21 protein-coding genes are annotated in these 23560 nt (G+C 35.9%); all 21 read right to left on the reverse strand.

Translation table 11 applies throughout. The features are described from left to right. Nucleotides 1-137: 137 nt before the first annotated feature. Entirely contained in the window at nucleotides 138-782 is a 645-nt protein-coding gene (locus tag H70737_RS23610; RefSeq protein ID WP_042191213.1) for a YdcF family protein, read from the reverse strand. Between the two features lie 123 nt (nucleotides 783-905). Continuing rightward, the gene (wecB, locus tag H70737_RS23615) at nucleotides 906-2033 is read right to left on the reverse strand and encodes a non-hydrolyzing UDP-N-acetylglucosamine 2-epimerase (protein ID WP_042191216.1); all 1128 of its coding nucleotides are present in this window, start codon (nucleotides 2031-2033) and stop codon (nucleotides 906-908) included. 1 nt (nucleotide 2034) lies between these two features. Further along, on the reverse strand, nucleotides 2035-3144 hold the full coding sequence (locus tag H70737_RS23620) for a capsular polysaccharide biosynthesis protein CapF (protein WP_042191218.1): 1110 nt from the start codon (nucleotides 3142-3144) through the stop codon (nucleotides 2035-2037). Further along, a complete protein-coding gene (locus H70737_RS23625) occupies nucleotides 3141-4163 on the reverse strand; it encodes a polysaccharide biosynthesis protein (RefSeq protein WP_042191220.1) in 1023 nt (340 codons plus the stop codon). The genes H70737_RS23620 and H70737_RS23625 overlap by 4 nt, the downstream gene beginning before the upstream one ends. Next, nucleotides 4156-5535 (reverse strand): lipopolysaccharide biosynthesis protein, encoded by a 1380-nt coding sequence (locus H70737_RS23630; protein WP_042191223.1) that lies wholly within the window; start codon nucleotides 5533-5535, stop codon nucleotides 4156-4158. Before H70737_RS23630 ends, H70737_RS23625 begins: the two co-directional genes overlap by 8 nt. Then, the gene (locus H70737_RS23635) at nucleotides 5528-6688 is read right to left on the reverse strand and encodes a glycosyltransferase family protein (RefSeq protein WP_042191225.1); all 1161 of its coding nucleotides are present in this window, start codon (nucleotides 6686-6688) and stop codon (nucleotides 5528-5530) included. The genes H70737_RS23630 and H70737_RS23635 overlap by 8 nt, the downstream gene beginning before the upstream one ends. Then, nucleotides 6666-7931: a hypothetical protein gene (locus tag H70737_RS23640; protein WP_042191227.1), complete on the reverse strand. Its 1266-nt coding sequence runs from the start codon at nucleotides 7929-7931 to the stop codon at nucleotides 6666-6668. Before H70737_RS23640 ends, H70737_RS23635 begins: the two co-directional genes overlap by 23 nt. Further along, complete coding sequence (locus H70737_RS23645) at nucleotides 7909-9123, reverse strand: glycosyltransferase (protein WP_042191229.1); 1215 nt, start codon at nucleotides 9121-9123, stop codon at nucleotides 7909-7911. The genes H70737_RS23640 and H70737_RS23645 overlap by 23 nt, the downstream gene beginning before the upstream one ends. Continuing rightward, nucleotides 9124-10419, reverse strand: coding sequence for a glycosyltransferase family protein (locus H70737_RS23650; RefSeq protein ID WP_042191231.1), 1296 nt, complete (start codon nucleotides 10417-10419; stop codon nucleotides 9124-9126). Beyond that, a complete protein-coding gene (locus H70737_RS23655) occupies nucleotides 10409-11206 on the reverse strand; it encodes a glycosyltransferase family A protein (RefSeq protein WP_042191233.1) in 798 nt (265 codons plus the stop codon). Before H70737_RS23655 ends, H70737_RS23650 begins: the two co-directional genes overlap by 11 nt. Nucleotides 11207-11239: 33 nt before the next feature. Then, complete coding sequence (locus H70737_RS23660) at nucleotides 11240-12517, reverse strand: phenylacetate--CoA ligase family protein (RefSeq protein WP_052404397.1); 1278 nt, start codon at nucleotides 12515-12517, stop codon at nucleotides 11240-11242. Nucleotides 12518-12578: 61 nt separating this feature from the next. Beyond that, complete coding sequence (locus tag H70737_RS23665) at nucleotides 12579-13886, reverse strand: UDP-glucose dehydrogenase family protein (protein ID WP_042191234.1); 1308 nt, start codon at nucleotides 13884-13886, stop codon at nucleotides 12579-12581. A gap of 19 nt (nucleotides 13887-13905) precedes the next feature. Beyond that, nucleotides 13906-14682 (reverse strand): glycosyltransferase family 2 protein, encoded by a 777-nt coding sequence (locus H70737_RS23670; protein ID WP_042191236.1) that lies wholly within the window; start codon nucleotides 14680-14682, stop codon nucleotides 13906-13908. Beyond that, entirely contained in the window at nucleotides 14682-15542 is an 861-nt protein-coding gene (locus H70737_RS23675) for an NAD-dependent epimerase/dehydratase family protein (RefSeq protein WP_042191238.1), read from the reverse strand. The genes H70737_RS23670 and H70737_RS23675 overlap by 1 nt, the downstream gene beginning before the upstream one ends. A 36-nt stretch (nucleotides 15543-15578) precedes the next feature. Beyond that, nucleotides 15579-16172 carry a sugar transferase gene (locus tag H70737_RS23680; protein WP_042191241.1) on the reverse strand — a complete coding sequence of 198 codons (594 nt, stop codon included), beginning with the start codon at nucleotides 16170-16172 and terminating at the stop codon, nucleotides 15579-15581. Nucleotides 16173-16260: 88 nt separating this feature from the next. Then, entirely contained in the window at nucleotides 16261-17286 is a 1026-nt protein-coding gene (locus H70737_RS23685; RefSeq protein ID WP_042191243.1) for a stalk domain-containing protein, read from the reverse strand. Nucleotides 17287-17288: 2 nt separating this feature from the next. Further along, entirely contained in the window at nucleotides 17289-17972 is a 684-nt protein-coding gene (locus tag H70737_RS23690) for an SPOR domain-containing protein (RefSeq protein WP_042191244.1), read from the reverse strand. 25 nt (nucleotides 17973-17997) lie between these two features. Beyond that, nucleotides 17998-19830: a polysaccharide biosynthesis protein gene (locus tag H70737_RS23695; RefSeq protein ID WP_042191246.1), complete on the reverse strand. Its 1833-nt coding sequence runs from the start codon at nucleotides 19828-19830 to the stop codon at nucleotides 17998-18000. Between the two features lie 41 nt (nucleotides 19831-19871). Continuing rightward, nucleotides 19872-20558 (reverse strand): CpsD/CapB family tyrosine-protein kinase, encoded by a 687-nt coding sequence (locus tag H70737_RS23700; protein ID WP_042191248.1) that lies wholly within the window; start codon nucleotides 20556-20558, stop codon nucleotides 19872-19874. After that, nucleotides 20539-21318, reverse strand: a complete 780-nt coding sequence (locus H70737_RS23705) for a YveK family protein (protein ID WP_042191250.1) — start codon at nucleotides 21316-21318, stop codon at nucleotides 20539-20541. Before H70737_RS23705 ends, H70737_RS23700 begins: the two co-directional genes overlap by 20 nt. Nucleotides 21319-21443: 125 nt before the next feature. Continuing rightward, nucleotides 21444-23447, reverse strand: a complete 2004-nt coding sequence (locus H70737_RS23710) for an S-layer homology domain-containing protein (protein ID WP_042191252.1) — start codon at nucleotides 23445-23447, stop codon at nucleotides 21444-21446. Nucleotides 23448-23560 lie beyond the last annotated feature (113 nt).

The raw sequence follows: 23560 nt of genomic DNA on the forward strand, positions 1-23560 counted from the left end.
GAATAGAGCATCAGATACGTGTTTCAAAACTTCTCAGGTTTTACAACTTTTATCGATGCTACTACTCCAAATGATTTACAAGCTAAGTTTGCTTCGTTCATAACGACCACCTCGGAGAAAGTATATGCTATTCCAAACTAGCGAAACCAGTTCTTTATCTGATCAAGAATACTTTTTGCCTCCGATCCATTGTAACCGAAGGTATTACCGATCATTTTCACATACTCGTTGAACGTTGTTTCCCTACTCTTTCGGTCACTCCACCAGCGCTTAGCGTTATATCCTGAGGCAGATGCTACATACGTAAGCTCAATATCTGACTTTTTGTACACACGATCAAAAAGAAACTTAACCCGGCGCATATGAAAATCCGAGGAAACGACAATTGCAGAATGAAAATCGTGTTCCTTCATTATAGGGAGTGTGAACTCTGCATTCTGGTTAGTGCTTTCGGCTGCTTTCTCGGTATAGATAGCATCCTGCGGTATTCCAAGAGCTAGGGCGGTTTGAACCATGTCACCTGATGAACTCGCTAACTCTTTGACGTTGGAAAGAATTATATAAGGAGCGTAGCCAGCTTTATATAACTCGGCTGCTTTTTCTACCCGGCCTTGACCTCCGCTAAGAACTAGGATGACATCGGTTTCCTTCGGGACTTGGGTTAAGGAAAGGAATGTTCCAGCGGTGAAATACCCTACGAGTAATAGGATCCCACACAAACAAACAAAAAATCTTCTCTTAGTAAACCCGACTTTTTTTTTCTTGGCGGTTCTATTCTTCATAAAATATTAAATTTCCTCTTTCAATAGTTTCCATTCATCTTATCTTCTTCATAGTGTACGGTGACAACTCATCTTCGATATATCTCTATTAAATACAAGGATTATTTTACAAATCCAAGAATATTATATTTTCCTCCAAACCATTTTATTTACAACTCCAGTATAACTCTGAATGATTTTAACAACCTTAACGCTTACGTTCTCATCCGCGTAGTCAGGAGTTGTATAACCGTGGTCACCATTTGCATGCATTGAAACTGCAAGGTTAACTGCCTGTAGCACCTGCTCAGTAGTGATACTTCCAATAATAAAATTTCCTTTATCCATAGATTCTGGTCTCTCTGTACTAGTACGAACAGATACAGCAGGAAATTTGAAATAAGATGCTTCCTCCGGTATCGTTCCACTATCAGATACTACGCAGAATGCATTTATCTGTAATTTGTTATAATCTGAAAAACCAAACGGTTGTAATTTCCGAACATTAGGATGAAATTTGAATCCCCTTTGTTCTATGAACTTAGCACTCCGAGGGTGAGTACTATATATAACAGGAATATCATAATTCTCTGCCATCGCATTAACAGCATTCATTAAGGCAAGGAAATTCTCCTCAATATCAATATTTTCTTCACGATGAGCTGAAAGTAAAATGTAGTTCCCCTTCTCTAAGCCCAACTCCAAAAGAACATTACTTTTTTCAATTTTGTCAATATTAGCTGTCAATACTTCTGACATCGGAGATCCTGTTACATATGTACGCTCTTTATTAATACCTTCATTGTTCAGGTAACGACGTGCATGCTCACTATAACATAAGTTTACATCAGCTATATGATCAACAATACGTCTATTAGTCTCTTCCGGCAGGTTTTCATCAAAGCATCTATTACCAGCTTCCATATGGAAAATAGGTACTTTTAATCTCTTAGCAGAAAGGGCTGAAAGAGCAGAATTTGTATCACCTAGAATTAAAAGTGCATCTGGTTGTACTTCCGAAAGCACCTTATAGCTCTTTGAAATTATATTTCCAATGGTCTCTCCAAGATCATTACCAACTGCGTCCAAGTAATAATCAGGCTTTCTCAAACCCATTTCTTCAAAGAAAATCTGATTAAGATTATAATCATAATTCTGGCCAGTATGAACAATAGTATTGTCAAAATACTTGTCGCATTTTTTGATAACCTCTGAAAGACGTATGATTTCCGGCCTTGTCCCAAGAATGATCATAAGTTTTAACTTTTTCATTTCAAACCTCCAAGTAATAAGTATCAGGATTCTCCGGATCAAATGATTCATTTGCCCACATTATGGTTACCATATCACTTGCACCAAGATTCTCTATGTTATGAGTATAGCCCGTTGGAATATCAATAACTTCCAGGTGATCACCACTAACGTGATATTCAATAACTTTTGAAGAACCAACATTTCTAAACCGAATGACTCCAGTTCCACTCACCACTAGAAATTTTTCATTTTTTGTATGATGCCAGTGGTTTCCCTTGGTGATTCCAGGTCTTGAAATATTCACTGAAACTTGCCCTCTGTCGGGAGTCTTTAAAAACTCACTGAAAGATCCTCGATCATCCACATTCATTTTTAACGGATAACTAAATTGATTTCTAGGTAGATAGCTTAAATAAGTACTATATAATTTTTTTGTGAATTCATCAGACATATTAGGAATAGATCGCTCTTCACGGCTGTTCTTAAAAGAATATATCAAATCTACTATTTCTCCAAGACTACTGATGTGAGCTACTGGAACTTCACAAAATTTACCGGATCTATTTTCTTTACCTTTAAGAGCCTGAATAAGTTCCTTAACTACATCGTCAATATAGACTAGGTTCATAACAGAATACCGATCATTAACAGTGATCGGAAGATCATTAGAAATATTGTGGCAAAACGTCGCTACCACACTGTTATAATTCGGTCTAGACCATTTTCCAAATACATTTGGAAAGCGATAAACTAACACCTTATTCCCAGTTTCTTCAGCATAACCAAATATTAAATTTTCTCCAGCTTTTTTACTCTGCCCATATGGATTATCAAGATCTGCTTGAATTGATGATGCAAACATAATCGGACAGGTATTATGATGTACACTCAGGGCTTTCAACAAAACTGAGGTAAGCTCAAAATTACCCTCCATAAATTCTGACTGTTCCTTAGGACGATTCACCCCAGCAAGATGAAAAACAAAATCTGCTTTTTGGCAGTATTTTTCAAGAAGTGATGATTCTCCATCGGAATCAAACTCAAAAATATCGTTATAAGATTGATTTTTCAATTCGGCGATAAGATTTTTCCCAATAAACCCCTTAGCTCCTGTGACTAGAATGTTCATTGTCTATTCCAGCCTTTCAGCTCATTTTGTACATAATCAAGTGAAAGCAATTTTTCCTTTACCTGTTCGATTGTAAGTCTTTCTGTATTATGAGAGTTATATTCATCTTCAGACGAAAGTTTCTGATCTCCCTCAAAAAAATACTTATCATAGTTTAGATCTCTTTTATCAGCCGGAACTCTATAGAAACCACCCAAGTCATGAGCTACTACAGCCTCTTCTTTGGTTAATAAAGTTTCATATAACTTTTCACCATGTCTTGTACCTATTACTCTTATTTCATTGTCTGCATCGAACAATTCTTTTATTGCTAGTGCTAAATCCCCCACTGTAGAAGCAGGAGATTTTTGTACCATAATATCTCCTGCTTGAGCATTTTGAAATGCGAAAACTACAAGTTCTACAGCTTCTTCAAGACTCATTAAATATCTAGTCATATTGGGATCTGTCACTGTTATAGGGTGTCCACTTTTTATCTGCTCAATAAATAGTGGTATAACGGAACCCCTAGAAGCCATAACATTACCATATCTAGTACCGCATATTAGAGTTTTATTCCAATCTACAGTTTTAGATTTTGCTATGTACACCTTTTCCATCATAGCTTTAGAGATTCCCATCGCATTAATTGGGTACGCAGCTTTATCGGTAGAAAGACATACTACCTTTTCCACTCCATTTTCAATAGCCGCTGTAATAACGTTATCAGTTCCTAGAATATTTGTTTTAACAGCTTCTAATGGGAAAAATTCGCAAGATGGCACTTGCTTTAGGGCCGCGGCATGAAAGATATAATTCACACCATGTATAGCGTTTTTAATAGAATGTAGATCTCTTACATCACCTATGTAAAATTTCACTTTATCATTTTTATACAATTTTCGCATGTCATCTTGTTTTTTTTCATCTCTAGAAAATATACGGATTTCACCAATGTCAGTATTAAGAAGTCGATCAAGAATAGCATTACCAAATGATCCTGTTCCACCGGTTATTAATAAAGTTTTATTCTTAAACATTATCTGCAACTCCTATTTCTCTATTTTCAAAAGACTTTTTTAACCAAATTGGCTGTATAACACAATATATACTCATAGCAATGATATTTGCTATAACTACACCAATCCAAGAATTTAATGCTTCAACAAGAATCCAAGATATAGGTATTTTAATGATTGCTCCTATAGTAAAAAAAATAGCTTGTGTTTTTAATTCACCAATCCCGTTAGCAATACTAGATAATACAGCATTCCAAATAAAAATACTTCCAGAAATCGCGAAAATAAAAGCGTAAAAATAATTCACCTGAATTGCACTATCTCCAAGCCAAATATTAATAACGAACTGTAAAAATGGTATTATAATAAACTCACATAACACAGCTATTAAAGCCATTTTGTTTAAAATTTTATAAAGTTTCTTAATCCAATTATACTTTTGTTCGGCAAAAGCTTTTGTTACAGCTGACCAAATTGGAGTTATTGCCAATGTGAAAACAACACCAATCAAAGTGAAAAGTTTATTGTAAATTTGATATTCGACAACCATTTGGGGACTTGATAGACTCGTAATTAAGAACTCATTAGTAGTTGTTATGATCATATACATAATTTGAATCCAAAAGAACACCCCACCTAATTTCATAACCTCTTCCGCATACTTTCTCTCGAAATAATAAAAACTCGGCTTACTATTTTTTAATTTTTTCGAGAAAACTATGATAGTTGTCAATAATAGCGGTATATTAACAGCTAAAACATTAACAACAGCTAAAGAGATCAAGTTAGTTGATATGTCCGCTGATTTTGCAGATAAAACATATACTAATGTAATAATACTTGTTAATAAACTTAGTAAATTATTAAGAGCAGATTTTTGCATCGCATAAAGTATTGATGTTATTAACTTAAATAAAAACTGAAACATTATACCGGAAAATACAATACTTACAGAAAGATTGAGTGTTTCCTTTGAAATAATGTTAATAGGTACATTAAATACAATATTCCAATTAATAAATCTAAAAACAATTGTTGATATGAGTATTGATAATAGAACCACTACTCCAATGATAATGTAAGCAGAGGATATATATTTTTTAGCCGCTAGGTCATCTTTTTGAGCTAATACTGGCACTAAGTGATTTCTGAGACCATTTCCTATACCTAAATCAAATGTAAGAATCCATGATAAAACAGATAATATGGTGAACCAAAGACCCAAAATTTGTTGATTATCAAAATAGTTTAAATATGCTGGTAGAGTAAACATTGAAATAATAATTGCTCCACCTTTAACTAATAAGGCGCCTACGGTGTTAAATAGTATTATTTTATTGCTTTCATCTGTCTTCGAAATATTGTTACTTAGCACTCTAAATGGATTAAACATTATTATGGACCCCTAGCATTACCTTTATGTTTTCTACAAATTCTTCGTTAAGTCTATCAAGATATTTATAACTATCATAATCATCACTGAAATCGATAGATTGTAAAACTTTAGCAATCGATTCTGGCGTATCCTCCTCATAATAATATACAAGTCCCCCTATCTTTGATTTTTTGACACACTCAATGTTACTTGAAACTACTCTTAATCCCACACTCATGTATGAAAGCATTTTTGACGGAAAGCTATACTTTAAATACTCCCCAGTAGCGATTTGTGTACTTAGTCCAATATCACAATTCGATAAATAATCTATGTATTCTTGTCCCTTTTTCTCTCCATCGTATCTAACTTTGCAATCAGAAATTTCATTTAATAATTCAATCTCTTGTTTTAATTTTTTTATATTCTCTACATCTCCAAAACCAATAACACTAATTTTATAGGAAGAGTTCAAATATTCCGCTACTCTTATAGCATTAAAAGCTCCCGCCTTAACTGAGTCTATTATTCCTGCATAAACTATTGAAACCGTATTACTTTTTTTACGTTTAGTTTTTTTTTGAGTATTGTAATTCCCATGAATTACAATACTTTCCTTATTTAAATGTGAGTATGCCTCTCTCATTAAATCCGTTGATAATAGATGATAATCTGCGTAACTAATCATCTTTTTTTCAAGCCATTCAAACAAAACTGGTTGTTTAATAACAACGCAATATTCTTCTTCAATTTCCAATATAAGCTTAAATCCTTTAAGGAGCTTGGCAAAATATATTGGAAAATCTATCATAAGCGAGTGATATACAATGATTTTCTCTCCACGTTTAACATTAATTACAAGGTAGAAGAAAAGCCATATCCATGACCAAGCAATTCTGAATAGTTTCATTATCTTAATTCTTGCGCCGAAAGTAGATCCAAGTGTTAATGTTATCCCGTCCCGTAGATCAGATGTCCGTTTATCATACCATCCTTCTGTATTTGCAGTCCAAGAGGGTGAAATAATCTGAACATTATACCCTGCTTTTACTATCGATGAGGAAATATAATCCATCTTATTTACCGCTGCTAAGCTGATATATCTTTTTTCTTTAGCAAATTCGGAGTTATCATAAAATCCTATATATCTAACCTTTTCCATGAATTCCATCCACAACACCCTCCTTCACCCTATAATGGGATATTGCATAAAACATAAGAATAAAAATTATACCATTATCAATGAATCTTTCATTATTTATACTTATCATCATCGCTAATAATACTATTATTCTTGAGAATAACGGAGCGCAGATATTTAGTATGAATTTTGAAAATAAGATAAAATACAAGCTTCCATATACTAAGCCGTAAAAGGCCAAATTCGAGAATATGGTATTGGTATTATGAGCTGTATACTGAGATAAAAATTTTGCTCCTGCTTCCGTAACACCAGCCTCATAGCCCCAGCCTATAATAGGATTTTCAAGCCATGCCCAAAAGTATGCAGAAAACGATCCCGCTCGAGAATCAAGTGAGCCTCCACCAGATAATTTAACAAACAAACCATCTATAATAGATGCGAATTCTGGAATTGCAATATAACAAGTTATAGTAAGTAAACAAATAATTGATACAAGCCATCTTATCCTATCATTTTTTCCAATTGATGCTTTAGATTGTATGATAAATGCAAAAATTATTAAAACACCAACCATTATCCCAGCAGTGGAAAAAGTGGTTATTAAAGTAACAATAAGAATAGTGATACGCAATGTTTTATATTTATATTTTTTTATAAACCATAGTTCAAATATAAGAGCAATGTTAATATAGAACTGATAAACGCCAGGTTCTGAAAAAACTGAATAGTTTCTATATTGCATCCCACCGTACTGAGGAATATATACGAAACAAAGACCAGCATCTAAAAATCTCATATTCATCATTTCATGTGTAAAAGAAGGAAGTATTCCATTAAAAAAATCAACAAAAACTATTATCGTGTATGTACAAATTATAGAGTATAAGCAAAGTATAACCATAGCTTTAGTATAGTAACTAATGAATTCTTCATAAGATACTAGTTGTGTATATAAAAACATGATAAATATTATAAACGCTAAAAGTATAGAGAAAGCTAATGAATCACCAGTGAAAAGCTTATTAGAAAGAAGTATAGTTATAAACAACAAAGCTAATATAAGTTGCAGGTTATTAATTTTTTTTTTTTTATTTACGAAAAAAAGTATGCCCATAATTAATAACTCAATTATAATGACTTGAAGATGGCTAAGCTTATAAAAATTAATATAGGTTTGTGGTCCTATTACAATAAGTATCAAAATTGAAATAACATTTAACCAATATTTTCGTGCAGATATTGTTCGCTTATAATTGTCTAAAGTATACATCAAAATACCCCTTAAGCATTTTTTCTTTGGAATAGATTTCTCCCGCCATTCTGGCCAAACCGTCTGTCAATCTATCCTTCCTGGTTATCCATTCCCTTACACTTTGTTCCAAAGAATCAGTATCTCCGTATTCCACAAATTCACTATAATCAGGTAATGCAATAGTTTCAGGTGCACCCGCCTTAAAACCTACTATTGGTGTTCCACACGATAAAGATTCGGCGCATACCATCGAGAAAGTCTCGCGTTTACTCGTCAAAACTGTCAAATCTGCCATAGAATAGTATGACGCTAACTCCTTCTGGTCATTAGTTCGGCCAACATTAATAATATTTTTGGGAAGAACTAGTGATAAATCTCTCCCACCAATGATCATTATCTTAATATTCTCGTCTTTTAATCGTTCAGCAAGATCGACAATATATCTACCTCCCTTAACATCATCTTCACGCAAGCTAAAGCTTGCTGTAACGTAGAGTAATATTTTCTCATCTTTTAATCGGTGCTTTTCTTTTAAGTATTGGAATTCAGTAGGATAAAAGGTTCCTTTCGTATCAATCCCATTTCCAACAACATTAAAATTATGAGCTTGCATAATCGGAGATTTCTTAGCTCTATTCTCCAACCATTGAGATACGGAGACAATTTGTAAACTATTAAAACCTTCAAATTCACGTCTCATCTTTTCCCATGCAATATGGGTACGATCAAACAGGTAAGATTTTGTTGCGCTCCGTAGTTGTGGACAATTTCCACACCCTGTCATCCATTTATTGCATTCATGCGCATACCCGCAGCTCCCTGTATGCATAAACTCTGCATGAAGTGTCAAAATAGTTTTTATTTTATTTTTATTTAGAAACTTTAATAGGCTATATATATTTACAAAATAACCATTAATACAGTGTAAATGAACTATATCTGGTTCTTCATTTCTTATACATCTTTTCAACTTGTTAGTCGCAATTAATGATCCATTATACTGAAGTCCTGTGATACGAGCCCTCAATGCATTAAATTTCGCCAGAATCTCACTTGAAGTTTTATGTACATTCGGCTCATTCACTCTACGACCACGACCATAGCAAACAATGGATTCCATTCCATTCTCTTGTATTCCTTTGTGGATATCGTACACTATTTTTCCTGTACTACCATTATTATAAACGCAGTTTACTTGTAATATTTTCATTTACCCACTTACTTTCTTAACTATATCAATAATAATTGCCTTCGCGTATTCTCCATTATCTTTCGCACTATGTCTTTCACTTACTATTTGCTGTGCTGTATCAATATATATTTGGCGTAACTCTCCATCGCTTAATATTCTTGTAAGTGATTCCTTTAAGTCGCTCTTATCAGTAACAACTACTGCCCCATTATTCCCCTTTAAATATTCAGTACAAGCTATATTTTCTGGTGCGTAGACAAAAAAACATGTACCACTTGCCAGACAGTCTGCAATCTTAGTTGAAAATGCATGTTTTAAATCCCGCTTACTAAACTCAGAAAAGTTTTCTGCATGTACTAATAAATCACTTTTTTGCATGATCTGAATAACTTCCTGATACGACACTAACCCTTTATATCGAATTCCTGTACAATTTTCAAATGCTGATTTAACATATTCCGTCGGAATTTTCCCATACACATCAAGGTATAGATTCGGATCAATTTCTTGTAAGGTTTTAGCTATATCGATTAAAGACTCATGTCTCCCTAAGCCTAAATTCCCTAGGTAACTCACAACAAATGGATCATTATCCTTTTTATCCTGCAGTAAAGGTACCATATTAGTTGCTGTCATTAAAACAGTACTTTCATGATTAAACTGCCTATTATAAGTATCTTGTAGTTTATCGCATATATAAATAGTATGCGATGCATAACTCATCAAAGTTTCAAATTGCCATACATATTGTGAGCGATATAAATAATAAAGAGGAGAAAACGATTGTTTATTTTTAAAATAGTAATCCTCACTATTGTATAAAACTATCGGAATGTTACGTTCTTTCGCTATAGTCATGGAAATTTTAAACATAAATGAAAAATCACCGATTTGTAATAATAATATATCTGGTTTAAATTCATCTATCCAATCTATAAACTTCTGACTTTTCCATCTATTAGAATCCCAAATGAAATTTCTTGCTATATAATTAAAAGATGTTTTTCTTCGGTGCCGTTTATATACTTTACTTAGTAATAAGTCATTACCTTCGATTTTATCAATAACAACTTCATTTTTAACAGTTCTACCTACTTTGGTCCCCTTATAGAACGCTTTTAACGCTTCAGTATCTGTAACGCGAAAATAATTATCGCAAACTGGTGAATCAGGCACTTCATTATAAATGTAAAATTGTGCAAGTGATTCTTTTGGCCAATTGATAAAAAAATTCCCAAGTGTTCTACCATTAGAACCAGTTGTAGAAAAACAGTTGTGTGAAACAACAAGTACTTTCGGATAATCAATGTTCATTATGCGTTCTCCTTATCTCATCCACCCCTTGAAGCATTAATTTATATGCTTCTCTCGCCGTCTTTTCATTTTTAAACCTGGTCTGATGCCTAATTACAAATTGTAAACATAGGAGTTTTCCCCATCGTTTAGAAAGAGAAGCAAACAATACACCCTTATCAATAAAGTATTTATTGGTATATCCTTTAAACCAGGTTGATTTTTCTTGACTCACATGGCCAATTAATGTTGGATTTGTATATACTCTCAAACCCTTTCTTATACACTCTGCGATAAACAGACTGTCTTCTCCCGAGCTATACATGGCACCACCACCAAACAGCAATGAATAGTAAATATTTGCTTGTCTCAATTTTTGTGTTCTTACAGCGATTCTAACAGCTCCATATTTCAAACATTCAAACCATCTTACACGACTATGTTTTTTTATTTCAAACATTGGTCTCTCTGGGTTTGTGCTTATCACATTGAATATTATGATATCAGCTCTAGGATTATCTTCAAAAGCCTTAATTATAATCTTATTGTAATCATTAACGTACCTCACATCTTCATCCGCGAATAAACAAATGTCCGCGGAAGCACGCATAAGAGCATTGTTTCGACTAAGGCCAACCCCACGCTCAGCATATGAAATATATTTAACCTCAAATTCACGGTAAATAAACTCATCAACTTCGTTGCGATCACACTGATTAATAATGATTGAATTGGATGATATATTCATTTTTTCGAGTAGACTATGATCTACTTGATGCATGGCCGAAGCAAGTACTTGTAAATCCATAGCTAACACCCCAACATTAATAAAATTAACTCATTAAATTTTCGATATGAAATCACTAAATTTCTCATTATAATCCCTTTTTAGAGCATTTGGATAAAACGAAACCTCTATATCATCTGAGAAGTACGACTTACATTCTTTTCGTATTTCCACTTCTGTTTCTCTGCTGATATCTCTATCTAGGTAGAACTCAAGTTTTCCCTTTTCTTTTTGAATAGCTTGATAATTAACAATAGTGTTATACTGCACTGCTAGATTCTTAAAAATATAATACAAAGTAAGACTTGGGTATTTACCCTTCTTTCCAAAAATAGTCTTACCTACCCTACCTTTAACTTCGCTGATAATCTTGTGTTTCAACCCACAAGGACATACAGTTGCATTATCCAATATAATACTATCCCCTAATTTATATCTAATTATTGGAAATGAATCAGAGATCAAATTTGTAATAATCGCTTCGCCATCTTCCTCTTCGACAATTACATTTTCCATCACTATGTGCATATGACCTTCTTTGCATTCATATGCAATTATGCCAGTTTCAGCCGAACCATACTCACTAATGATTTTTTTTCCAAATGCGTTTATTGCTTCTTCTTGATATCCATCGAATATTTTTTCAGAGGTGCCCTTTATCATTCTCAAGTTAAATGGCCCTAATTCGTTCTTGTTAATAAGTTTGGCCACTTCATAAATCATGGAAGAATAACCCTCTAAATAAGTAGCATGTTTGAGCCTTTTCGCAAAATGTTTAATTCCAGCATCTTCATAAGAAAAAATACGAAATCTGTTAAGTAATACATCGTATATTTTTGTTATAACTTTTTTCTTAAAACTAAATGCATAACCCCAGAAGTACCCATTTAAGTCCCATGGCATAACATCGAACCAAGAATATCCTCGGAGTTGTGCGGCACGATGTCCAGCATCCCATTCACTATTTCTATAAAATACTAATGGTTCACCTGTACTACCTGATGTTTCCGAAAAAAAGACCTTTCTATAACCATCTCTATTTTGTATTGCAAGAGTATTTCCCAGAAGATCTGACTTTGATATACTAGGTATCTTCTTAATATCATCCAAAGACTTTATATCATCAAGTGTTAAACCTGCATTATCAAATGAATTACGATAAAATATAGATTTATTATAAGCAATTCCTATTATTCTCTTTAGTTGTTTAAACTGATAAGCTTCAAGTTCTTCTAAACTCCAATTCTCAGATTCCTTTAAAAGCATATATTTACCAGGGATTTCCGGACTTCTTAGCCTTATGCCGATTTTATAAATAAATTTATGAATCATATCAGACCTTTCCTATTGCTCTTTATCAGAACAATAATTTTAAGATAAACTATCGTACTACTTATTTACCTATACCCATGTATATAACACCATAACTTTCAGCATCGCTTAACGAGTAGCAATTTCTTCCGTCCAATAAAATAGGCCTTTTCATTAACTTACGAAATTTACTTATATCATAGTTTTTTATCTCATCCCATTCAGTAAAGATAAAACAGATATCAGTATCTTTTATTGTGTCATCTATATTATTGAAGTAACTAATTCGATCTAATCCTTCTACGTCACCATATTTCATTGTTTTCTTGAAATTTTCAATCCCCACCGGATCAAATGCCTTAATATTAGCACCGTCATCTAGAATGATTGGAATATTAATTATCGATGCTGCCTCTCTCAAATCATCAGTACCAGGCTTAAAAGTAAGTCCTAATATCGCAACTGTTAATCCTTCGAAATTATCGTAATATTTTCTAGATTTTTTTATTAATCTTAATTTTTGTTGTTCATTTACTTCAATTGCTGCCTTCACTGTCTTTAATTCATAATCATTCATATTAGCAAGCCAATGGAGTGCTTTTGTATCTTTTGGGAAACAACTCCCACCATAACCAATACCAGCATTCAAGAATTTATCACCAATCCTACTATCATAACCCATACCTTTAGCAACATCTTCGACCTTAGCTCCTACTATTTCACATAGATTTGCTATTTCATTTATGTATGATATTTTCAACGCTAGAAAATCATTTGATGCATACTTAACCATTTCAGCACTTCTGCTATCAGTCACAAGTATAGGCGCATCATATTCTTTATACACTTCACGCATAACCTTTTCAGCATCTTCATTATCTACGCCAATTACAATACGACTAGCATGAAGAGTATCTCTAACTGCAGTGCCTTGTGCTAAAAACTCAGGATTTGAGACAATATTAATTTTAATAGAAGTTTTTTTATTATCATTGAGTATTTTCAGAACCTTATCATTAGTTCCAATGGGAACTGTAGATTTCAATACTACGACACAACTATGATCAACTGATTCGGCAATTTGTTTGGCTACAGCATAAACATAAGAAAGATTAGCTGATCCATCTTTTTTTTCGGGTGTACCTACACCTATAAATATAACCTCAGCGTCTTTATACGCTGACATATAGTCAGTTGTATATCTTAACCGTTTGCTATTTTTTTTCATTAGTTCCTCTAAATCTTGTTCATAAATTGGAGAAATACCGTCTCTAAGTTTATTTATTTTATTTTCATCTATATCTACACAAGTAACTTTATGACCATATTCTGCCAAACACACCGCAGTGACTAAACCCACATATCCTGTTCCTACTACTACTATTTCCATTAATTTATCCCTCACAATATCATCTCAATTTAAATACCGTAGCAATTACCCAATAACTGATAAGGTAAAGAGATTTGATAAAAGATAGGTTCTCTATCTCTCGATATACCTTCCAATGATATCCTACTAAGCTATTTTTATTCTCAGAAAGCGCACCTGATCTAATTCTGTGGCTTCCTAATGCCTCTTCTAAACCATATATATATTCTGCCTTTTTGATAACTTGCAACCACATTACGTAGTCGTTCCTTTTTTTAATATCTGGTATTTTAAATTTCCCTAATATATCTGCGTTATATATTACCGTTGAGTTGCCTGGATTTCTCTTTAAAATCCCATCATAATTACTTTTAGCCTTCGCTTGGATAGTTCTGTTAAGGTATTTTCCTAACTCATCTATTTTGTCATAGCTCGTACAAGTAAAGTTATAGCTATTTTGCTTCATAAATTCGATTTGCTTAGATAATTTTTCAGGCACCCATACATCGTCACTATCCAAAAATGCGATAAATTTACCTTTTGCTAAATCAATGCCCATATTTCGTGCTACTGCAGCCCCAGAATTAGTATCTAGTTTATAGTATCTGATTCGATCTTCTATAGTTATGAAACTCCCAACAATTTCGGCTGTATTATCTCTCGAACAATCATCAATAACAATAGCTTCCCAGTTATAGTAAGTTTGCTTAATAATTGAGTTTAATGTTATACCTATGAAATCGCCGCAATTATATGCAGGTATAACGATTGAAACAAGGTCTTCTTTAATTCCTGTTTTCTTTATATATTCATTCATTATTCTACACCTGCTGTTGATTTTATCGACTCCGAGAAATTTATAACACAATATTCTTTTTTATAAACAGACATTTTTTTTTCATATGTCAAATCCCCAAATACTTTATTAACTATTATATTTTTTTTTCTTAGTAACCTTATTATAGGATTCACTAAATTTATGAAAACAACTTTTTCGCCATAGGCCTCTGCTGTCAACTTAACCATATCACTAGTACTCACATATTCATTGTTCTGCGGAAAATACAACCCAGAACCCCCATCATCAATTAAATGTCTTACGAATTCGCATAAATTCTCCACATATATCATGCTTCGCTGGTTCTTTATATTAGGAAAATAATTAATTTTTTTAATTGAACCTACTAATTTAGGATAGTTACCTTTGCAACCTTTTCCGTATACCATAGGTGGTCTAAGCACTGCTACTCTAAAATTTTCATTTGCCATTGGTGTAATCAATTTCTCCGCTTGTAGCTTCGACTTTCCGTAACTGCTTATTGGATTTACATGAGTACCTTGATCTATCATTCCACTCACTTTTCCATATACACTCATAGAACTCAAAAAAATAAATTGTTTAACCCCATCAAGCTTTGTCTTCTGAGCAACTTCATGTGCTAAGTCACGATTCACTTCATAATAAAGGTTAGTGTTTTCTTTTGATTCTTTCACATGGGCAATTCCCGCAACATGGAATACTACATCATATCCCTTGAAGTCTTTTTCTTTCCATAAACTATCTCTCACAGATAATGTATCAATAGAATATTTATCAGGCCACTGCTGTATCCATCTTATAAAACTAGTACCTATATAACTTTCTTTTCCAGTAATCAATATCTTTCGTTTACTCATTTATGAAGCAACTCCCTTGCTATTAGAAGCCACATTCTATGTAGTTTCTCCTTCTTGTACACCTTCAGACTTTAGAACACTTAGAATCGTCATAAAAAAGACTTTTACATCAAACTTGAAAGATAGTTTTGACACATACTCACCATCAAGCTTTGCCTTTTGTTCAATCGTTGGTTCATCTCGACCGTTTATCTGAGCCCACCCAGTCAGACCAGGTTTGATATCATTAGCCTCGAACTTATCACGCTCAGCAATCAAATCATACTGATTCCATAATGCAGGGCGAGGTCCAACAATACTCATTTCACCCTTAAGGATATTGATAATTTGCGGTAGTTCATCCAAGCTTGTTTTTCTTAGAAACCTGCCCACTTTTGTTATAAAGAAATCTGGATCCTTCAATAGATGAGTTGGCATATCATTAGGCGTATCTGTTCTCATCGTTCTAAATTTGAGAATATAGAATTCCGATTTATTTTTACCTAATCGCTTTTGTTTAAATAGGATAGGTCCTTTAGAGCTTGTCTTAATCGCGATCGCAATGATCAAGAAGACAGGCCATAACACTAACATTCCGATTAAAGCCAACAGAAAATCAATGGTTTGTTTCACGTAAACATAAGGTCTCATAAGTTCACCTGATCCTTTAAGTTACTATTTTCTATCTATGTACATCATCTCTATGTCAGAAGACATAGAGATGATCGTCTTATCTTGTTTAGTTAGCCATTCCCTCAGCCAAATCTTTACCCAACTGAAGCTGCGATTCAAATTCACTTCTATATTGACTAATGATTGCTGTGCTATATCCATTACTGTTCAGTTTTTGTTCAGTGTCTGCAACTATACTATTGAAGTTAGCAGTAAACGCTGAAAGTTGTTGTACACCTTTAGCCTTAATACTCTTTTTACTCGCTTCATCTTTTGCCCCGAGATATTCTAAAGCAATACTCATTAATGTCGATTGGCTTTGATCTTTGAGTGCAGTAAGTTTGGCTTCCGTTTCACTAGTAATGGTTTCATAAGAAACCTTTCCAGTACCCGCAGTACCAACACCAGCTGCACCAGTTGAATCCGTTGGTGCAGGTGTCACTACTGGAGATGGGTCCTTCCCATTGTTACCAGTCGAACTATTATTGCCACCTTGCTCTTGATACGCCTTAGAAGCGGCAGTAATGGTTTTCGTCTTCTGATCCCAGCTAATGTTATGACCTACAGATTCCGATAAAAAACGTAGAGGCACATATAAGGAGCCATTCAAGATAAAGCTGGATTGCCCAGTTGGTAATGCCTTGGTTGCACCGTTAAATACATAACTTGCCTTCACTTGATTGAGTACAAGATTCTTAGGTACTGCTGAGGCACTATTCCCGTTTGTTGCATTCATTAGATACTCTTTAATCACAACTAGCTCTGAACTGCTAGGCTCTGCTACAGTAACTTTAACGTTTTTAGCATCCCAAACTACACTCTTTTGCAATGCATATGACATAAAGCGTAATGGAACATAAGTTGTATTGTTGTACATGAATACATATTGACCTGGAGGGGTCCCAATACTCACTCCATCAAAAATCATATTCACGTTCATGCTCTGCACTTTAATCGTAGAATTTGCAGCCTTAGTTGTTGCACTTGGTACCGCCGCTGCTGATACGGAGATAGGAGCGGATGCCGTTAAGGGTGCTAAACCTATTGAAGCTATTAACGATAGAACTATGACTGGTAGAGTTGCTTTAGACATACTTATTCACTTCCCTTTTCTTTCGCTTTTGATTGTTCTTCTTCTTTAAGGATTTGATCACGTGTCTTTCCTTGACTGATACCATATTTCTTGGCTATCTGTGATAGCTCATTATATTGTTCTTCGGATACTTTACCTAGAATAATGCTGCGTGCTTCCCGCTTCTCATCTAGATTCAAACCACCTCTGGCCAAATCTTTTAGACGATTAATATCAGATACGCTAAGTTGACCCAGAACAATTGAGGCTACATCTGCCTTATCCTTCATTGTCACATTCTCTTGAATTTCTTTAGCTTTATCTGTTGAGACCTGTGCTGTATAACCATGTGAAGAGGTATCTTTCGAATCTGTTGATGGAGCTTTCGTAGGTTCACTAGTAGTAGAAGGTGTTGCATTTTTTTCAGTTTCCCCAGCATCATTGCTTCCCTCATCATCTGTTGATGGAGTAGTAGGTGCTACAGACGCTACAGGTTCAACATCACCATCCACCACTTTATCTTCAGGTGCAGTTCCTTGATCTTGACCACCACTAACTTGATCCTCAGACTCCAGATCAAAACCATCCACCATAGAATTCATCAGCTTATCGACCGCATAATTCGCAGCGAACAAACCACCAACACCCAGAACTACAATGACTGACAGCGTCCATAAAAGGATCTTTTTCCATCGTTTGTTGAACATTTATGTATCCCCCTTTATGAATGATTTAGCTGATAGCAACTTGGGCAACGGGCTGCATCGGTACAATCTGATTGATTATTTCGCGAATAACTTCAGGTTCTTCGGCGAGAACACGTTCCAAACGTTTGAATTCCAGTTCTAGCTGATTCAGACTTATCACATTAGGTCTACCGATAAAGATTCTCCCATGATCTGTAGAGCCTAAATTCTCTTCATCTGTTAATAGTTCTTCATATAACTTCTCGCCCTCACGAATACCGGAGAACTGAATATCAATATCCCTATAAGGTTCATAACCAGAGAGAGTAATCAAATCTTCCGCTAACGTTAGAATCTTTACAGGTTCTCCCATATCCAGAATGAACACTTCACCACCTTTGGCAAAAGAACCCGACTGGATTACAAGCTGAACGGCTTCTGGAATCGTCATAAAATAACGGACCATTTCTGGATGAGTAACAGTGACTGGACCACCAGCAGCAATCTGCTCTTTAAAGGCCGGGATTACACTGCCACGACTGCCAAGCACGTTCCCAAAACGCACGGCTGAGAACTTTGTTCTACTTGTGGTATGCAGACTTTGCACATACATTTCAGCAATCCGCTTAGTTGCACCCATCACACTCGTTGGGTTAACCGCTTTATCCGATGAGATCATTACAAATCTCTCCGCACCATATTTATCTGCACAATCCGCAACATTCCTTGTTCCGAAGACATTATTCTTAATGGCTTCAGAAGGGTTCCGCTCCATCAATGGAACGTGTTTATGTGCTGCCGCATGAAAGACAACATGTGGCTTATGGCTGCTGAATACGTCCATTATCCGACTGCGGTCCTGTACATCCGCGATTACGGTAACAATATTCAGATCCGGAAACTTCTTACGAAGCTCCATTTCAATCATATAAATGCTGTTCTCTCCGTGTCCAAGTAACATTAACTTGTCGGGACCAAATGGGGCAATCTGCCGACAGAGCTCTGAACCAATAGATCCACCAGCCCCCGTAACTAACACAGTCTTGTGGTGTACATAACCTAGAATACTGTTCAAATCTGCTATAATCGGTTCACGGCCTAGTAAATCTTCAACGCTAACATCTCGCAGTTTCTTCACTGATATTTTTCCCGCGATCAGATCGTTAAGCGCCGGTATAATCTTTAGCTTGGCCCCTGTCTTCTTCGCAAGATTAATAATTTCAGAAATTTCAGTACGTGAAACGGAAGGCATAGCGATAATAATCTCATGAATTTCCCGTTCTTTCACAATAGCGGGAATCGCGTAACGATTGCCTAAGACTGGCACACCCAGTATCGACATATGATATTTATTGATACTATCATCAATGAAACCTACTAGCTTCGTATGAGCAAAAGAAGGCCCCATCATTTCCCTAGCAATTAATATTCCACAATCGCCTGCACCTACAATTAGTGTATGGGTCTTAGTGTCTTTGTAATTGATTCGATCATTATGAAGTACTCTCCACAAAAATCGAACTCCACCTACTAATAAAAGAATAGTCTCCATCGACCGAACTTCTATGGCAAGAGGTACTCTATCCGGCAAAATTAGATACGCCAGTGCAAATGAAAATAAAGACCCTACTACAATAGCTTTAGAAACCGATATAATCTCACCGATACTGGCATATTGCCACATTCTTCGGTAAAGACCGAAGTATATCAGACTTCCACCGAATGCAAATGTTGCAATCACACCAAATTGCAGCATCTGTACAACGTATTCCTGAAGAGCATGGTTAGGGTACCGAAACAAATAAGATGTCACAATACTGAACCAAATGATCGCAAGATCAATGAAGAATAAAAGAATCACTCTAGATTTCGCTGTCATTTTCAGTGCCTCCAAAAACAACATTATTGTTAAAGAATAAATCAATTTCCATAGTAGTAGTAATAGTAACCTTCGCTGGCTTTACGTTTTACATTATTGAGAACCACGCCAAGCATTTTTGCACCTACACGATCGAGGTTAGCTTTAGCTTTTACAGCAATATCCCGCTTTACCTTGCCATAGCTGACAACCATAATGACACCATCACTCTTGGAAGCCATGATCTGCGCATCTGTAACCGCCAATAACGGTGGAGTATCAATAAGAATGACATCATAACGCTGGCGCAAGTCCTGCAAAAGAGTACTCATCCGATTAGAAGCCATCATTTCTGCTGGATTTGGAGGAATCGGTCCTGAGGTCATAATGGAAAGATTGGAAACACCAGAATCTTGGACAGTATCCTCAAGAACCGCCTGCTGCGACAGTAGTGAAGATAGCCCAAATCGGTTACTAAGCGAAAAAGTCTTATGTGCTGTCGGTTTCCGCAAATCACCGTCAATCAACAATACCTTCTTATCTGCCTGTGCGTAAGCCGCAGCTAAATTAGCAGAAACTGTTGATTTACCTTCCTCCGGTCCGGACGAAGTTACCATGATTACTTGAATAGTCTCATCTACAGAGGAAAAATCAATATTTGTGCGTAGCGCACGAAACGCTTCAGATACAGGGGAGCGAGGGTTCGTAACGGTAATTAGATGTCGTTGTTTATTTGGCAGCTGTGACATGTTCGAGTTCGCCCGCCTTTCTGGATGTTTGCGTCTGTGCCTGTGTTGCGCCTTGTTTGCTTTCTTCTGAACCCAATCTTGTAATCATCGCTATCGTTGGTAGACCAAGATATTTCTCAATATCTGCTTCAGTCTTCAGCGTATCGTCCATGTATTCCAGCAAGAAAGCAATCCCTAAACCAATCATCAAGGAAACGATGAAAGCTATAGCCATATTCATTAAGACATTCGGTTCTACGGGTCCTGGCTCGTTAAGTGGATTCACTTTGGCCTCATTTAGAATCGATACGTTCTCCACGTTAAATAGGTTAGGAATCTCATCCTTGAATACAAGTGAAATGGCATTCACGATTTCAGCGGCTCGCTGATACGAATTATCTCGAACGACAAGTGTCATCACCTGCGTATTATTGACGGAGCTCACATTAACCTTCTTCAACAGCTCTTCTGCAGTAATATTGAACTGCGGATAATCTCTCGTAACAATATCAAGGATGGCCGGAGTCTTAATAATTTCCTTATACGTATTAATCAATTGAATATTAGTATTAATCTGGTTCAAATCAAGCTGCGCTGCTGCCGATTGAGTCGGAGTCTGGTTAACAATAATCTTAGTGGATGCTTCATACACCGGATTCTTAATATACAGACTGTACACACCAGCAACACCGCACACCAAAACAACTATGCTAGCAATCAGCCATAGTCTCTTCCTGACGATCTGAAAATAATCGCGAAGATCCAATTCTTGTGATGACAAGTGTAATTACCTCCAAGCTATTTCTGAAATATTTCGTTACTATAGTACAGCACTTCCCTATTGGCAAAAAATTGCCCCCTCTCACCTACATGAGAGGAGGCTATATACTATACTTTTAAATTTACTTACTTGAAGTTAATAGTACGGTAGATAATTACTGCTGCTTCAGCACGAGTAGCCGTATTGTTCGGGTTGAACTTACCAGCATTTCCGATAACCAAGTTATGATCTGCTGCGAATGCTACGCCATCTCTCAAAGATGCACTGATCTTAGCAGCATCGGAGAATTGGCTGATTGCCGTTACATTCGTTGTTGCAGCTGGATTGATAGATTTCACTGCACGGGAGATCATTGTTGCCATCTCTGCACGTGTGATGGTTGCATTAGGATCGAACTTAGCCGCACTGCGTCCAGTAATGATTCCTTTTTCTGCTGCAACTGCTACATATGGTGCATACCAAGCAGATGAACTTACATCACTAAAGCTTTGTACGGCAGAGTTGTTCTCCAGATTAAGCGCACGAATCAACATTTTAGCGAACTCTGCACGAGTTACATTGCTCTTCGGTGCGAATTTGCCTTCGCCCACGCCTTCAATCGCGCCTTTTGCAGCTACGACTTGAATTTGTTTGCCAGCCCAAGCTTGTACACTAGCAATATCCGTAAAGTTTACTTTATTCTCAAGCACTGCATAGGATGAGAAAGTATCACGTGGTTCTACGATGAACTCTCCATCAAGCACACCACCTTGGAATTGCAGGCTACCGTATACAAGCTTCGCTACGGACAGCAATTCTTTATCAAGACCATCAGTATTCTTAAGCGGAAGTTTAATGGTAATTGGTTGTTTGAATGTGCTTGTTGCTACACCGTTCACGCTAAGTGCAAATTCATACACATCCGAAGCCAATTTCAGTTTGGTAACAGAAGTTACAACTTCTGGTTTAGCGGTAGTTACTGTCAATGCAATAGCTGTGCTGAACTGACTTACAGGAATCGTTACTGTTACACCATTGAACGTAACCGCGATATTTGCAACACCTTTAGCTTTTGCAGCTTCAATAATTGCTTGGGAAAGCGGAACTTCAACTGTAGTAGCGCTTACTGTTCCCAGATTCAGGGTCAAAGTAAGACCTGTTTTGCCAGAATTCGCTGCAACTAGCTTATCCAACTCTTTAATTACATCGGCATCTACCAATTTCAATGTTGCTTTACCGTCAACAACACTTACTAGCTTGGATACGTCGTAGATTCCTGGAGTTGGAGCAGGAGTTACAGGAGTTGTAACATTTCCATTTCCACCATTGCTACCACCATTACCGTTACCGTTGCCGTTGCCGTTGCCGTTGCCGTTGCCATTATCGCCCAATCCATACGCTTTAACGTAAGCAAGTGCAAGTGATTTCGCCGCAGGCTTCGCAGATTTAATCGTATTATTCAGGTTCTTCAATGTTTGCTTCACATCACTAGCAGTAACTCCAAGATTTTGCAACGCTTGGCTTACTGTAAGAGCTCCTGCTCCTGTAGTGTGGCTCAATACTTTCGCAATAGCCTCATCCAACAAAGTATCGTAACCAGATTCAGATTTGAGAATTTCCAACAACTCTGCAGTTGTCTTGCTGCTAACCAGTGTACGAAGTTCTGTTTCTACACTGATTAAGAATTCAGAAACACTATCTACAGTAAGACCAGACACACCCGCTTTAGTTGCAATTTTGCTCAACAGGGCAATATTTTTGTCGTCGTTACGGATAATTTGAATTCCGGAGAAATCGTTCCCATAGACATCATATACTACACTAGTAACGCTTTGGAACAATTTAAGTGATGTCTTTGTTTCTACTTCATCCAATGAAAGCTTGTTCAAGACTGGAGCAAAAATCTCTGCGAAAGTTGCCTCGTCCAGCGCAGCAACCTCATTTTTCAAATTATAGAGGTAAACTACATCTGTTGCAGAGAGTTGCTTGTAAACATTAAGAACTTTCTCCTTAACTGCTGTACTGCTGCTAACTGTAGCTGCAGATGCTGTACCCACTGCTCCAAGATTACCCAACGGAAGACCCGCTACGGATGCTGCTACCATACTTGCTGCCAATGTTGATACTACTAGTTTCTTTTTCAAAGTCACTAAATATCCACCTCTTTATATGTATTTAAATTCTTTTGTTACTATAGTCCTATACTATTTCACCTTATGTCTACACTATTACGTATTTCAACGATTCACCCAATAAAACCCAT

Origin of the sequence: Paenibacillus sp. FSL H7-0737 (assembly GCF_000758545.1) — a bacterium.
Taxonomy (GTDB): domain Bacteria; phylum Bacillota; class Bacilli; order Paenibacillales; family Paenibacillaceae; genus Paenibacillus_AQ.